12 protein-coding genes and 1 tRNA gene are annotated in these 15,116 nt (G+C 55.8%); 10 read left to right on the top strand and 3 right to left on the bottom strand.

Annotated elements, in window-relative coordinates:
* The 9 genes from gatB to PKC81_RS06590 all read left to right on the top strand — a co-directional run.
* Positions 1-1,079: Asp-tRNA(Asn)/Glu-tRNA(Gln) amidotransferase subunit GatB (gatB, locus tag PKC81_RS06630; protein ID WP_324334340.1), on the top strand; the 1,079-nt coding region annotated here is incomplete at its 5' end.
* A gap of 107 nt (positions 1,080-1,186) precedes the next feature.
* On the top strand, positions 1,187-1,930 hold the full coding sequence (locus PKC81_RS06625; RefSeq protein WP_324334338.1) for a hypothetical protein: 744 nt from the start codon (positions 1,187-1,189) through the stop codon (positions 1,928-1,930).
* On the top strand, positions 1,927-3,093 hold the full coding sequence (locus PKC81_RS06620; protein WP_324334336.1) for a M48 family metalloprotease: 1,167 nt from the start codon (positions 1,927-1,929) through the stop codon (positions 3,091-3,093). Before PKC81_RS06625 ends, PKC81_RS06620 begins: the two co-directional genes overlap by 4 nt.
* Positions 3,090-3,707 (top strand): hypothetical protein, encoded by a 618-nt coding sequence (locus PKC81_RS06615; RefSeq protein ID WP_324334334.1) that lies wholly within the window; start codon positions 3,090-3,092, stop codon positions 3,705-3,707. Before PKC81_RS06620 ends, PKC81_RS06615 begins: the two co-directional genes overlap by 4 nt.
* Before the next feature lie 107 nt (positions 3,708-3,814).
* A tRNA-Leu gene (locus tag PKC81_RS06610) sits at positions 3,815-3,899 on the top strand.
* 88 nt (positions 3,900-3,987) lie between these two features.
* A complete protein-coding gene (gene tig, locus PKC81_RS06605; RefSeq protein ID WP_324334332.1) occupies positions 3,988-5,496 on the top strand; it encodes a trigger factor in 1,509 nt (502 codons plus the stop codon).
* Between the two features lie 250 nt (positions 5,497-5,746).
* A complete protein-coding gene (locus PKC81_RS06600; protein ID WP_298604009.1) occupies positions 5,747-6,382 on the top strand; it encodes an ATP-dependent Clp protease proteolytic subunit in 636 nt (211 codons plus the stop codon).
* 149 nt (positions 6,383-6,531) lie between these two features.
* A complete protein-coding gene (gene clpX / locus PKC81_RS06595) occupies positions 6,532-7,794 on the top strand; it encodes an ATP-dependent Clp protease ATP-binding subunit ClpX (RefSeq protein ID WP_324334329.1) in 1,263 nt (420 codons plus the stop codon).
* A 259-nt stretch (positions 7,795-8,053) separates the two neighbouring features.
* A complete protein-coding gene (locus tag PKC81_RS06590) occupies positions 8,054-11,503 on the top strand; it encodes a TonB-dependent receptor (RefSeq protein ID WP_324334327.1) in 3,450 nt (1,149 codons plus the stop codon).
* A 109-nt stretch (positions 11,504-11,612) separates the two neighbouring features.
* Here PKC81_RS06590 and mtgA read toward each other — a convergent pair whose 3' ends face one another.
* The 3 genes from mtgA to PKC81_RS06575 form a co-directional block, all read right to left on the bottom strand.
* On the bottom strand, positions 11,613-12,314 hold the full coding sequence (mtgA, locus tag PKC81_RS06585) for a monofunctional biosynthetic peptidoglycan transglycosylase (protein WP_324334325.1): 702 nt from the start codon (positions 12,312-12,314) through the stop codon (positions 11,613-11,615).
* A gap of 52 nt (positions 12,315-12,366) precedes the next feature.
* The gene (rpoH, locus tag PKC81_RS06580; RefSeq protein WP_324334323.1) at positions 12,367-13,272 is read right to left on the bottom strand and encodes an RNA polymerase sigma factor RpoH; all 906 of its coding nucleotides are present in this window, start codon (positions 13,270-13,272) and stop codon (positions 12,367-12,369) included.
* Positions 13,273-13,341: 69 nt separating this feature from the next.
* Entirely contained in the window at positions 13,342-14,283 is a 942-nt protein-coding gene (locus PKC81_RS06575) for an RluA family pseudouridine synthase (protein WP_324334321.1), read from the bottom strand.
* Between the two features lie 140 nt (positions 14,284-14,423).
* On the opposite strand from PKC81_RS06575, the gene PKC81_RS06570 reads away from it, so the two are divergent.
* Positions 14,424-15,062 (top strand): histidine phosphotransferase family protein, encoded by a 639-nt coding sequence (locus PKC81_RS06570; RefSeq protein WP_324334319.1) that lies wholly within the window; start codon positions 14,424-14,426, stop codon positions 15,060-15,062.
* Positions 15,063-15,116 lie beyond the last annotated feature (54 nt).

The following is a 15,116-nucleotide window of genomic DNA, read 5'->3' as shown; positions in this document are numbered from 1 at the left end:
GCATCGAACGCATCCATGTCGAGCAGGATGCCGGCAAGCTGATGCACGATCAGCATCCGACCATGTCTTATGTCGATTTGAACCGATCGGGCGTCGCCCTGATGGAAATCGTTTCACGCCCCGATATGCGCTCGCCTGCAGAGGCAGGGGCGTATGTGAAAAAGCTGCGCTCAATCCTGCGCTATGTCGGTTCTTGCGATGGCAATATGGAGGAAGGTTCGCTGCGTGCCGACGTCAACGTCTCGGTGCGCAAGCCCGGCGAAGAATTTGGCACGCGCACCGAGACTAAGAATGTCAACTCGATCCGCTTCGTCATGCAGGCAATCGAGGTTGAAGCGCGGCGGCAGGTCGATCTGATTGAAGATGGCGGCCAAGTCGTTCAGGAAACCCGTCTGTTCGATCCGAACAAGATGGAAACCCGTTCGATGCGGAGCAAGGAAGACGCGCACGACTATCGCTATTTCCCCGATCCGGACCTGTTGCCGCTCGAACTCGATGACGCATTTCTTGAGGAATGCCGTGCAAGTTTGCCCGAACTGCCTGACGCCAAGCGCGCGCGGTACGAGAATGAGCTGGGCCTGACGGCCTACAACGCAGCCGTTCTGACTGCCGAAGCCGAAACGGCCTGCTGGTTCGAAGATCTGCTGAGCTACGGTGTCGACCCGAAACAGGGTTCGAACTGGTTGCTGTCCGAACTGTTCGGCGCGCTGAACAAGCTCGGCAAGTCGCTCGACGAAAGCCCGGTCAGCCCCGCACAGGCCGCAGAACTGCTCAAGCTGGTCGCTGATGGCACCATTTCGGGCAGCATCGCTAAGCAGGTGTTCGAGATCATGCTCGAAACCGGGCAGGGTGCGGCTTCGATTGTCGAGGAAAAAGGCCTCAAGCAGACCAGTGATACTGGCACCATTGAGGCCGTCATCGCCGAAATCCTCGCCAACAATCCGGGACAACTCGAACAATATCGCGGCGGCAAGGAGCAGCTGTTTGGCTTCTTCGTCGGCCAGACGATGAAGGCGATGCAGGGCAAGGCCAATCCCGGCGTGGTCAATGAATTGCTCAAAAAGGCACTCGCGGGCTAAGGTGCGTGTGAAACGATTTCACATTCGGGTGGCAAATAGTCTCTTGCGCAGTGACATTATCGGCGCGAGAAATGCTCAATAGCGGCGGTTGGCCGCCTGGAGCGATAATGGCGCGAGGTTTAGGAATTGGGTTGGCATTGGCGGCATTGTTCGCCGCCAGCCCGATTCTGGCGCAATCTCCCGTGGCAACAGAAAAATATGCGGTGCGCGAGGGGTTTGCCTTTCCGCACGATAGAGCACCCCGCATACTGGTTTTTCGCCCTGAAGTTAAAGTGGGGGAGCAAACCACGGCGGGTATCTTCCAGAACAATGCCGAATGGCATGCCTCTGCGACGCGCGAACTTGGCAATGCGCTGATCGCGGCGGGGAGCAGGCGCGGGATCGAAATGGTGCTGTATGACGATCGAGCCGCGAATAGCCAGTTATTGACAGAGCATCGTGCGCTGTTCCGTCTGGTGGTCGGCACGATCATCCGGCACAAATTGTTCGGCAAAGATCCTCTGCCTTCCAAGGTTGACAGTTTCGACTGGAGCTTGGGCAGCGGTGTTGCGAAAATCGCACCTGCGGCAAAGGCCGACTATGGCCTGTTCCTTCTCAGCCACGACAGTTTTGAATCGGCCGGGCGCCGCGCCGCGAAACTGGTCGCCGCGCTGATGGGCAATGGCGACATTGCAGGCACGCATTTCGGCTATGCTGCACTGGTCGATATGAAAAATGGCGACATTGTCTGGCTGGGGGTCGATTTGAAGGCGCGAGGAGACGTTCGCACGGCAGAGGGTGCTGCGCTACGCGTCGAGCAATTGCTGACCGGTTTTCCTGCCCGCGTCGCCGGAAAGGCCAATGGTCAATGAAGCATTTCATCCATGCTTTTGCGCTTGCGACTTGTGTCTTGGCTAGCTCTGCCTCACTCGCGGCCCAGCCGCTAGAACTGCTCCCGACTAGTGCGGGGTATCAACCAAAGGACGAGATAGAGAAGGGCCTTTGGCTCGAAATGGACGAGGCCGAGCAGCAGATGCGCGCGTCCAAATTCTTGATCGAGGACCCCGAACTGAATGCCTATGTGAAAGGCGTTCTGTGTCGCGCAGTTGGCACCGAAAAATGCGGTGCGGCGCGCATCTATCTGATGCGCACACCACAGTTCAACGCGGCGATGGCACCCAATGGCATGATGCTGGTGTGGAGTGGCCTGCTGTTGCGGGCGCGCAATGAGGCTGAACTGGCCGCGGTTCTAGGCCATGAATTCGTTCATTTTGAACAGCAGCACAGCTTGAAATCCTTTCATGACATCAAGGCAAAATCCAATGCGATGACCTGGTTGGGATTTGTACCCGGCGGCATGCTGGCGCAGATCGGGCTTATGGGGTCTGTCTTCCGCTTCAACCGCGAAATGGAAAAACAGGCAGATATTGCCGCACTCGACTATCTTAGCGCCAGCGGATATGACCCGACGGCACCCTCCAAAATATGGGAACAGCTTCTTGGCGAAATGGAGGTGCAGGCCAAGGCGAACAAAAGCGGGGCCGTGGCGCAGGAGGCGAGCGACTTTTTCTCGTCGCACCCAAATACTCGTGATCGCATGGAATATCTGCGCGCTGCGGCCCAGCATAAAGCCCCGAGCAGCGACGATGGGGCAGGGCGCTATCGTGCTGCCATCGCCCGCTGGTGGCCGCGCCTGATCGATGACCAAGTGAAGCTCAATGATTTCGCAACCACCGAATTTTTACTCGAAGGCTTGGCGCGCGGAAATTGGACGGCAGACCTGCTTTTCGCCCGTGGTGAACTGTATCGTGCGCGCGGGAAAGAGGGCGATCTGGCGAAGGCGGAGGGGTTTTACCGTCAATCGCTTATGAAGGATCCCGCATTGGCCGAAAGCTGGCGCAGCCTTGGAATGCTTTTGCTGCGTCAGCGTAAGTTGGTCGAGGGTCGGAAGACGCTACGCCGCTATCTGGAAAGCGCCCCGACCGCGAGTGATCGACCGATGATCGAGGCAATGGCGCGGGAGCCGCAGAAATGAGACTGGTTCCCATGGCGATCTCGCTGTTGGCGCTGGTCGGTGCGTCTGTTCCCGGCTTTGCGGAATGGAAGGCGCTGGTAGCCGATGAAGGCGTAAATGTTGCGGGGAAGCTGATATTTGCAACGCCCAAATCGGGTTGGAACAGATCATCAGCCCGTCCGTCCGACCATGGAGAACGTTGGACCCGCGATGGCCTCGCGCTCAACGAACTTACTTTCTTTGCCGCCATTCCAGATGGCAGTACAATCTACAACGCGCCTTATGGTTCAGCGAAAAAACTGCCCCAATTCCGCTCGAATATGCTGGCGACCGAGATTGTCGAACTGTTCGAGAACAGCAACCGTATCCTTCTGGACTCATCGGTTTTTTCCATCGATGCGGTCGAACCCGCGAAATTGGGCACATATGAAGGCGTCCGTTTCGCTTATAGTTATGCCGCGCAGGATGAAGGCCTGACCCGCAAGGGGGAGGGGGTTGCCGCGATAGTCGAGGGTAAGCTCTATCTGGTCAATTTTATAGCGCCTGAAATCCACTATTTCGATCGCGACATCGAAGAGATCAGGCAGTTGGTGGCAACGTTGCAATTGCGTCCACCCCAAGCCATACGGCCCTGAAAACGGGTTGTCGTAACAGCGAGCAATCCTGCCGCTTTCGGCACTTGCCCTAGGCCGACTTTGCCGTTAGAGGCACCCGACCGCACGGCCAATACGGGTGTGGCGGAGCGGGCGTGGCGGAATTGGTAGACGCGCTGGTTTTAGGTACCAGTATCGCAAGATGTGGGGGTTCGAGTCCCTTCGCCCGCACCAGTTCACAAGCGCCCGGCTTCCCAGCCAAGTCCGTCCACAGATTTTTGACGCGCAAATCTGCGCAGAGTTGAGGATTAGAGTTTTAGTTATGCAAGCCCAGGAAACCCAGAATGAAGGCCTGAAGCGGGCCTATCGCCTCACCGTCACCGTTGCCGATATCGAATCGCGGATCGACGCCGAAGTGCAGAAAATCGCGCCGCAGGTGCGTATGCCCGGCTTCCGCCCCGGCAAGGTTCCTGCAAACCTCGTCAAGAAAATGCACAAGGATGCACTGCTTCAGGAAGCGCTGAACACATCTATCCAGGAAGGCGTGCAGAAAACGATCACTGACAACAAGCTGCGCCCAGCGACCCAGCCCCACGTGCATCTCGATCATGACTATGCGCCCGGCAAGGATGCAGTCGTCGATTTTCACTTCGAAATCCTGCCGAGCATCCCCGAAGTAAAGATTGAAGGCCTGTCGCTCGAACGTCTGACGGTTGAAGCCGAAGGCGCGGAAATCGATGCTGCGCTGGGGCGTCTTGCATCGGGTCACAAGAATTTCGAAACCGCTGCGAAGAGCTATAAGGCTGCGACGGGCGACGTCGTTGTCATCGATTTCGAAGGCAAGGTTGACGGCGTTCCGTTCGACGGCGGCAAGGGCGAGGGCATGTCGGTCGAGCTTGGTTCGGGCCAGCTGATCCCCGGCTTTGAAGACCAGCTTGTTGGCGTAAAGGCCAATGACAGCAAGGTCATCAACGTAACCTTCCCCGAAAATTATGGTGCCAAGGAACTGGCGGGCAAAGCCGCAACCTTTGACATCGTTGTCGGCGAAGTGAAGAAACCGGTTGAAAGCAAGGCTGATGACAGCCTCGCCCAAGCCTTCGGTCTCGAAAGCCTCGACAAGCTCAAGGAACTGATGAAGGTCCAGGTCGAGCAGGAACTGAACGGCCTGACCCGCACCTATATGAAGCGCCAGTTGCTCGACCAGTTGGCCGCGGATCATGATTTCGAAGTGCCCCCCTCGATGGTTGAGGCCGAGTTCGAACAGATCTGGGCGCAGCTTGAACAGGAAGCGGATCGCGAAGACGATCCCGAAGCTGCCCGCAAGGAAATGGAAGCTGAACGCGAAGATTATCGCGATATCGCGGTTCGCCGCGTGCGCCTTGGCCTGCTGCTTTCGGAAATCGGCCAGGCGAATGGTGTCGAAGTCAGTCAGCAGGAAATGAACATGCTGGTGACACAGGCTGCACAGCAATATCGTCAGGAAGACCGCCAGCGTTTCGTGCAATATCTGCAGGAAAACCCGATGGCAGCAGCACAGCTTCGTGCTCCGCTGTTCGAAGACAAGGTTGTCGACTTTTTGTTCGACAAGGCAAGTGTGACCGAAAAGACCGTGACCCGCGCTGAACTCGAAGCGGCGATCGAGGCCGAACCCGAAGCGAAGCCCGCCAAAAAGGCTCCGGCGAAGAAGGCCGCTGCCAAGAAGGAAGCCGCCCCCGCCAAGGAAGAAAAGCCTGCTGCCAAAAAGGCCGCTACCAAAAAGGAAGTGGCTAAGGACGAGGGCGAAAAACCTGCGAAAAAGGCTCCGGCCAAAAAGGCAGCAGCCAAGAAATAATCGCTTAGGGCGATACATAATAAAGGGCTCGGAGTGATCCGGGCCCTTTCTGTTTTGTATTGTTGGTAGCCAGCGATTAAGTGACAAGGTCTGTAAAATGCGGTCTTGGCCGGGTTTCCAGGCAGACAAGAAGGGTCCAATAGGCGATACAGCGCAGGATAGGCCCGATCTTAACCCTTTTCCTGCTTGAAACTTTCACCCGCTGCCCCGATGTAGGCATTGTTCAGAAACACAAAGCACAGAGGCGTTCATGCACGATCCGTTCCGCGATCCCACCCAGGCACTAGTTCCCGTCGTTATCGAGCAATCGAACCGCGGCGAACGGAGCTGGGATATTTTCTCTCGGCTGCTGCGCGAACGCATCATTTTCGTGACCGGCGAGGTTGAGGACAATATGGCTGCAGTCATCACGGCGCAGCTGCTGTTCCTCGAATCCGATAATCCCAAAAAGGATATCTGGATGTACATCAACTCGCCTGGCGGCGTTGTGACAGCCGGTATGGCGATCCACGATACCATGCAATATATCCGCCCGCGCGTTGGTACTGTCTGCATTGGTCAGGCTGCGTCGATGGGCAGTTTTCTGCTCGCAGCGGGTGAGCCGGGGATGCGGATCGCCTTAACCAATGCCCGCATCATGGTGCACCAGCCCTCGGGCGGTGCGCGCGGCATGGCTTCCGACATCCAGATTCAGGCCAATGAGATCCTGCGCATTCGCAAGCGTATGAATGATCTTTACGCCAAATATACCGGCAAGCCTTTGAAGGACATTGAAAAGGCGATGGATCGCGACACTTTCCTTGAGGCCGATGAAGCCAAGGCATTCGGCATTGTGGACGAGGTATTCGACAAGCGTCCCGCGACTACCGAAGGCAGTGATAGCTGATCCGCATTGCCCGTCTTTACCGTTTATCGACCGCGTTTCTGAAACAGAATTGCGGATTTTTCAGCTATTGCGAAATTATGACATCGCGATAGGATGGCAATGTTTGGGCAATTCAGCTCGAGTTTTGTCGTGCGTAGTACAGGAAGTTTATGACCAAGTTGAGCGGCTCCGATACCAAGAGCACCCTATATTGCTCCTTCTGCGGCAAGTCGCAGCACGAAGTGCGCAAGCTGATTGCGGGCCCGACCGTCTTCATCTGCGATGAATGCGTCGATCTGTGCAACGACATCATCCGCGAGGAAACCAAGGGCGCGCTCACTGGCAAGAAAGACGGTGAAGTCCCGACACCGCAGGAAATCTGCGATGTTTTGGACGATTATGTCATCGGTCAGTTTCAAGCGAAACGCGTTCTGTCAGTCGCGGTTCACAACCACTACAAGCGTCTCAACCATGCGCAGAAGAATGGCGATGTCGAACTTGCCAAGTCGAACATCTTGCTGATCGGCCCGACTGGTTGCGGCAAGACGCTCCTTGCACAGACGCTGGCGAAGACCTTTGACGTGCCTTTTACCATGGCCGATGCGACGACTCTGACCGAAGCAGGCTATGTTGGTGAGGACGTCGAGAATATCATTCTCAAGCTGTTGCAGGCCTCCGATTACAATGTTGAGCGTGCCCAGCGCGGTATCGTTTATATCGATGAAATTGATAAAATCAGCCGCAAGGCCGAAAACCCTTCGATTACTCGTGACGTCAGTGGTGAGGGCGTGCAACAGGCACTGCTCAAGCTGATGGAAGGCACGACCGCCAGCGTTCCTCCGCAAGGCGGGCGCAAGCATCCGCAGCAGGAATTTCTGCAGGTTGATACGACGAATATTCTTTTCATCTGCGGCGGCGCCTTTGCCGGCCTTGAAAAGATCATTGCGAACCGACTCGAAGGCAAGTCGATCGGATTTGGCGCGCATGTTGCCGATCCGGACGAGCGTCGCACGGGTGAGGTGTTGAAGCAGATCGAACCCGAAGATCTGTTGAAATATGGCCTTATTCCGGAATTTGTCGGGCGTTTGCCGGTCACGGCGACACTGGAAGACCTAGATGTTGCTGCGCTGGTCAAGATTTTGGCTGAGCCCAAAAATGCTTTGGTGAAACAGTATCGCAAGCTGTTTGAAATGGAGAATGTCGGGCTGACATTCACCGACGATGCACTGGAAGCGGTGGCCAAGCGCGCCATCGAGCGCAAGACTGGCGCGCGAGGCCTTCGATCAATTCTCGAGGCGATCCTGCTCGATACCATGTTCGAATTGCCATCGATGCACGGTGTCAGCGAGGTAGTAGTTGACAAGGACGTGGTCGAAGGCCGGAAAGAGCCCGTGCGCGTCTTCTCCGAGACAGCAAAAGAGTCTGCGGCCTAATTTTTTCTAAAGCTGTTGCTGGCGTGCAACAGTCGAAAGAACTCGGCTTGGAAATCGCGAATTTCCGAGGGTTTTTTGTTCTTTCTGGCTGTCCGAGGACCGCATGATACTCGTAGCCATGCTGCAAAGCAGCAAATGTCACATTCCTGACACACAAAGGGGGCACCGAATGGGTAGGCCGAGCTTTGCCGAATCGTCAGATTCAAGCTAACGGCGGGATATGGGGGCGTTCGCCTTCGCACATATATAGGGGTATAAGATGCAAATCCGTTTCTATCTGGCGGCAGGCGTAGCCGCGCTCTCGATTGCGAGCTTTACGGCGACACCCGCCGAAGCCCAGCAGATTACAACCGGTATCGAAGGTTCCGTAGTTGACGACTCGGGTAACCCGATTGGCGGCGCTGAAGTTGTCATAACGGACACCCGTACCGGTGCGACACGCACGATCACAACGGGCGCAGATGGCAAATTCAATGCATCGAACCTTGTGACCGGAGGTCCCTACACCATTTCCGCCAATGCTTCTGGCTATGAGGGCCAGTCGGCTGAGGGCATTAATACCACCCTTCAGGGTAACACCAGCCTGACTTTCACCCTTGCTTCGGGCGCTGGCGAAATCGTCGTCACCGGCAGCCGCGTTCAGGCAACGCAACTGGCAGTTGGCCCGGGTCAGACTTTCACCACCGAAATTCTGGAAGCGGCCCCGACTTTTAACCGCGACGTTCGCGACGTCATCCGTATCGACCCGCGCGTCAGCCTCGACCGCGACGACACTGGTTCGGGTCAGGACCGCATTTCATGCCTTGGCGGCAATGACCGCGGGAATGCATTCACCGTTGACGGTATAAGCCAGGGTGACATTTACGGCCTTAACGACACCGGCTTCTCTTCGCGCAGTTCTACCCCGCTGCCCTATGCCGCTATTCGTGAATCACAGGTGCAGTTCGCTCCCTTCGACGTAGATTATGGCCAGTTCACTGGTTGTGCAATCAACGTCGTGACCAAGTCGGGAACCAACGACTACAAGTTCGGTGGCTTCTATGAATTTTCCAACAACGATCTGCGTGCAGACGACGTTTTCGACAGCAACACCAATGCCAGCCGCGTTGTAGCACCGATCAAGCCCGACAAGCGCTGGGGCGTTTATCTTGGTGGTCCGATCATCAAGGACAAGCTGTTTATTTTCGGTGCCTATGAAAACCAGCGCGCTGGTCAGTCGCAGGATGACGGTCCGGCAGGCGCAGGCTATGCCAACGAAATGTCGGGCGTTCCGGTTGCCGAATTCAACCGTATCCGCGAAATTCTCAATCGCGTTTACAAGATTGACACGGGCGACTTGGTGACCAGTCGCCCATACAAGAATGATCGTTATTTTGCCCGTGCAGACTGGCAGATTACTGATGACCATCGTCTTGAGGCAACATATCAGAAACTGGAAGAGTCGACGCTTCGTACGGACGACTTATTCACAGGCAACTCACCGCAAGCGATAGGCCAGAATACCTTCTATCTCTCAGGCACCAAGTCGGACTATTATTCTGGTCGCCTCTATTCGCAGTGGACCGATGTACTCTCGACAGAGCTGCGTTATTCGCGTTCGGAAGTTCAGGATCTTCAGGATCCGTTTGGCGGCGGTGAAGCCCAATCAGGCAGCCCGATTCCACGCATCATTGTCGGTATTGACAATGCAACAGGCAACGACGGTGCAGTGCTGGCAGGTCCGGGCAATTCGCGATCAGCCAACGATCTGCGCACAACGCTGGAGCAGTATCGTGCCGTAGCGAAGCTGGACATGGGAGACCACCAGATCAAATTTGGTGCAGAACTGAACCGCGCGAACTTGTTCAACCTATTTGTTCAAAATGCGACTGGAACCATGGTGTTCCGTAACGCAACCGATTTGGAAGCTGGCTTGCTCTCGCCAGGTCTGGGCAACAATCAGACTTCGACCACACCCGCAAATGTGATCGCAGGTAACACCGAAGGTGCTTTTGGTAACTTCTCTCAGACGGGTGATGTGAACGATGCAGCTGCGCGTTTCAACCGCAGCATCTACTCGATCTTTGCCCAAGATGACTGGCAGGTCACCGACGCCCTCAGTGCCGTGATCGGTATTCGTGCCGACTGGTATGATGGCGGGGCACCGGAATTTAATCCGAACTTCTTCACTCGCTATGGCTTCGGCAACAACACAGGCTTCAGCAACCTGCCCCCGATTATTATGCCGCGTGCAGCGCTGACTTATGACATGGGCGACTTTGCTGTATTCTCGCGTGCACAGGTACGTGCAGGCGTTGGTATCTTCTCCGGCGGTGATCCGCTTGTGTGGTTCGGTAATGCATTCCAGAATGATGGTAGTGGCTTTGCCCAAGGAACAACGCAGGCTGCCGGATGCCCGGCTGGTCAGATCGATGTTGTCACAGGTGGAACTTTCACTGGTCTTCCCACCTGCTTCCGGCAGGCAGCAATCGATTCTGCGGCACGGGGCCTTGGCTTTACTCAAGCCATCGATACCGATATCAAAATGCCTTCGGTGCTGCGCGCCAACTTAGGTTTCACATCGGAGCTGAATTTTGCCGAAAGCGGCTTCTTCAGCGGGTGGAACCTGACACTCGACTACATCTACAGCAAGTACAAGAACCCGTTCACCGTGGTTGACCTGTCGCAGGTGCCTGAATTCCGTGCAGGCCGCGCAAGCCAGACCGTCGACGGTCGCCCGATCTATGTCACAATCGACCCGAGCAATGCAGGCTGTACAGCGAAATTTGTTTCGGCTGATCCTACCCCGGTGTTCACTGGGGTTAATGCGGCATGCTTCACTACCGCGCGTGAGGACGAGTTGATGCTGACCAATGCTGGCAGCTTCCGCAGCCACAATGCATCGTTCCTGCTGTCGAAATATTTCGACGGTGGCGTCTTTACCGATGGTGGTTCGACTTTCGTCAGCTTTGGCTATGCATTTTCTGACAGTCAGGATCGTCGCAACATGTACAGCTCGACCGCTGGGTCGAACTACGACATTACTGCGGCTTTCGATCGCCAGAACCCTGCTGCCTCACGTGGTTTTTACAACAGCCGTCACAACGTCACCTTTAACACCAGCTTTAAGGAAGAGTTTTTTGGTGATTATGCGACACGTTTTGGCCTGACCTTCGTTGCACGTTCTGGACGTCCGTACAGCCTGACCTTTACTGGTTCGGGCGTATTCAATGACAGTGCGTCCGGCTCTGACAACGCTCTGATCTATCTGCCAACCGGCCTTACCGACCCGAATGTGTCGCCCAGCTCGACGATCACAGCTACACAGATGCAGTCGCTGGTCGATTTTGCTAACGGCCTTGGGTGTGCAAAGAAGTATATCGGTAAAACCGTTCCGCGTAACAGCTGCTCGAACAACTGGTATTATGATATGGACCTCTCGGTGTCGCAAGAACTGCCCGGACCGGGCCATTTCTTCGGCAAGAGCGACAAGATCCGTCTCTACGCCAGCTTCGACAACTTCTTGAACATGCTCGACTCGGGTTGGAATGTTCAGCGTCGTCGTGATTTTGGTGGTCGTCAGGATCTGGCAACGGTTACCGGGGTCGATGCACAGGGCCGCTATATCTTTTCGAGCGCTGCGGGCCTGAACTCGTTCGACTCTGACAACTTCATCAACGTCAGTTCATCGGTCTGGCGCATCAAGCTCGGCGTGTCGTACGACTTCTAATCGCTTGGATTAAAATTGAATTCGGAAAGGGCGGAGCTGAAAAGTTCCGCCCTTTTTGTTTGGGTGACAGAATTCGGTCGCCGTTAGTCCCTGCGATGCAGTTGAAAGGCTACTTATAAATACAACTGTCCAGCCCGTCGCGCTTCACCACGCCAATCCGTGCGGCGATACTGTTGCCATAGCGGCGGGTGAAGCCGCTAGCACCGTTGACGGCGCGTTTCTTGGGTAGGGGCAGGGCCGCCGCCATGCGGGCCGCTTCGACGCGGCTGAGGTTGGCGGCGCTTTTATTGAAATAGCGTTGCGCGCCCGATTCCGCGCCATAGGTGCCAATACCTGTCTCCGCGACGTTCAGGTACACTTCCATAATCCGACGCTTTCCCCAGAATGTTTCGATGAGGAAGGTGAAATAGGTTTCGGGTACTTTGCGGACATAGCGTGTCCAGCCACTGCCTTGCCAAAGGAACACATTTTTAGCCGTCTGTTGGCTGATGGTCGAACCGCCACGAATACGTCCGCCGCGCTGGTTGCGCTGGATCGCTTTTTCGATCGCTTCGGTATCAAATCCGCTGTGCTGGCAAAATTTCCCGTCTTCGGCGGCGATGACTGCACGCACCAGATTGGGGGATATGTTCGATAAAGGCTCCCAATCGCGCTCGGCTCCATTGCTGTCGAACAGCATGGTCAAGGTCGTCGGTGCCGGTACGAAGCGATACAGCAACACCAAGGCGAAGGTGATCGCCAGATACCAGAGCAGGCAGCGGATGAGGAATGAGAAGAAACGGGCGACGGGCGAACGCTTTGCTTGGGCCATAGCCTTAGCTAGCGCGCACCCGTGGCCGCGTCATCCATTTTTACAAATGCCTTTAGACGGCAGCGAGCAAACGCTTTTCGCCCGCGATCCGTAACATCGCCTTTTGCAGCTTTTCAAATGCGCGCACCTCGATCTGGCGCACGCGTTCGCGGCTGACATTATATTCCTGGCTGAGTTCCTCAAGCGTCCGGGGCTCTTCAATCAGGCGGCGTTCGGTCAGGATATGCTTTTCACGGTCGTTCAGGCTGCCCATGGCCTCCAGCAGCAACTGGTGGCGCACATCACTTTCCTGCGCTTCAGCGACGCGTTCGTCCTGCAGCGGTTCGTGGTCGACCAGCCAATCCTGCCACTGGCCATCGCCATCCTCACGCATTGAAACGTTCAGTGAGGTATCTCCACCCATCGCCATGCGACGGTTCATTTCGATGACTTCGCTTTCGGACACGCCAAGGTCGGTCGAGATTTTGGCAACGTCTTCAGGCCGCAGATCGCCATCCTCAAACGCTTGCATGTTGTTTTTCATGCGGCGGAGGTTGAAGAAAAGCTTCTTTTGCGCGGCGGTGGTGCCGATTTTGACCAGACTCCAGCTGCGCAGGATAAATTCCTGCATCGACGCCTTGATCCACCACATCGCATAGGTTGCGAGGCGGAAGCCGCGATCGGGATCGAATTTCTTCACGCCCTGCATCAGGCCGACATTGCCTTCGGAGATCAGCTCCGAAACGGGCAGGCCATAGCCACGATAGCCCATGGCGATTTTCGCAACGAGTCGCAGGTGCGACGATACGAGCTGCGCAGCAGCGGCAGGGTCTTCATGCTCCTGATAGCGCTTGGCGAGCATATATTCTTGCTCGGGCGCAAGTATCGGATATTTTTTTATTTCCGCCAGATAGCGGTTGAGGCTGTCGTCCCCCCCAAGGGCAGGGATAGTTGCCGGAACATTTTTAGTCTCTGACATTATCTTCCTCTTTCATGTCCGCGCCGGGGCCTCATCAAGCACCCCTTTGTCGAACCGTTACAGTGAATTCTATACCCTGAGCGACGTTAGCAGAAGGTGAATATCATCAGGCAATCTGCTTTCGAAACCCAGCTTTTCACCGGTAATGGGATGAATAAACCCCAGTGACACCGCGTGCAAGGCTTGTCGGTCGAAATAGGACTGATTTGGTCCAAATTTAAATGCTTTTCGTCGATTATTATAAGTGGAATCTCCAACCAATGGGTGGCCGATATGTGCCATATGGACGCGGACCTGATGCGTGCGTCCGGTTTCCAGGCGGCATTCGACCAGCGATGCATCCTTGAACTGCTCAATTGTGCGGTAATGGGTGACGGCGTGTTTGCCCTTGCCTTCAGGCAGGACAGCCATTTTCTTGCGATTGGTGGTCGAACGACCGATTTGGGTGCGGATTGTTCCGCCTGCGGGGGAGGGCTGGCCGACGACCACCGCAAGATAACGACGTTCGATGTCGTGGGTAGCGAAGAGCTTTGCCAAGCCTTCATGTGCGGCATCGGATTTGGCAACGACCAGCAGCCCCGAAGTATCTCGGTCGATGCGATGGACAATTCCCGGGCGCTGAACCCCGCCTATTCCGGACAATTTGCCTTTGCAGTGGTGGAGCAGGGCATTCACCAATGTGCCGTCGGCATGGCCTGCCGCCGGATGCACTACAAGCCCGGCGGGCTTGTTGACAATGATCAGATGTTCGTCCTCGAACACAATGTCGAGTTCGATGTCTTGCGGTGCTGCCTTGTCTGGAACAGGAGCAGGAACGGTGAGGGTAAAAGCCTGGCCCTGATGACGCTTGCTGGATGGATCCGACACGGCTTGACCTGCGATTTGAAGCGCGTCAGCTTCCAGCAACGCCTGAATACGGGCGCGTGACAGCGAGGGAATTGCTTCCGCCAGAGCGCGGTCCAAACGTCCCGGGCCCAAAATGCCGCTATGCGTGACTTCTTGCCCCTCCATGGCCCGAATGTGGGGGCATTTTGTTGTTTATCAAGCATGGTTTGCCGATTTTGCGGATGTAACCGCGATTGAAGGGTTGAAACGGCATTGCACTGCGTTCATTGCACTGACGTCATGACCAACAGGGGACCCGGCTGACCATGTCCGACAATGATATCGACCTTGCTGCATTGCTGTGCTCGCGGCTATGCCACGACTTGCTCAGTCCGGTAGGGGCCATGAACAATGGCTTGGAACTTCTTGCGGATGAACATGATCCGGAAATGCGGAAACGCTGTATGGATTTGCTGGCTGAAAGCGCGAAATCAGCAGCCGACAAACTGAAGTTTTTTCGCCTCGCATTCGGCGCAGCGGGCGGTTTTGGCAGTGAAGTGGACCCGATGGAGGCCAAAGCGGTCATTGAACCGCTTGTCACCAGCGATGGGCGCACGACCTTGCACTGGGGCGTACCGGCGGGCTTGATGCCCAAAAAGGCGGTGAAGGTTCTGTTGAACCTGGTGCTGATTGCCAAAGATACGCTGGTTCGAGGTGGCGAACTCCATGTGGGCGCCGAAGCACGCGAAGGTGAGCAGGAAATCGTCATTCGCGCAACCGGGCCGCGGATAATCATGGATCAGTCAGTGCGTGACGCGCTTTCCGGCGAGTTGACCGAAAGCCAGATTGACTCTCGAACTGCTGCTGCCTGGATGGTTCGCGGGCTTTGTGCGGCCAATGGCGGGCTGGTGCAAATTGCAGGGCCGGATGACACACAAATTGTTATCGGAGCACTTGTTCGCTGACGCCACATAAGGTGCCAGCGTAAAGCCCTTTTTAACCAAGATTGCCCCATAAGA

This window comes from Sphingorhabdus sp. (genome assembly GCF_035329025.1).
Lineage (GTDB): Bacteria > Pseudomonadota > Alphaproteobacteria > Sphingomonadales > Sphingomonadaceae > Sphingorhabdus_B.
The sequence above is the reverse complement of the archived record's forward strand: the minus strand, read 5'-3'. Positions and strand labels throughout refer to the sequence as shown.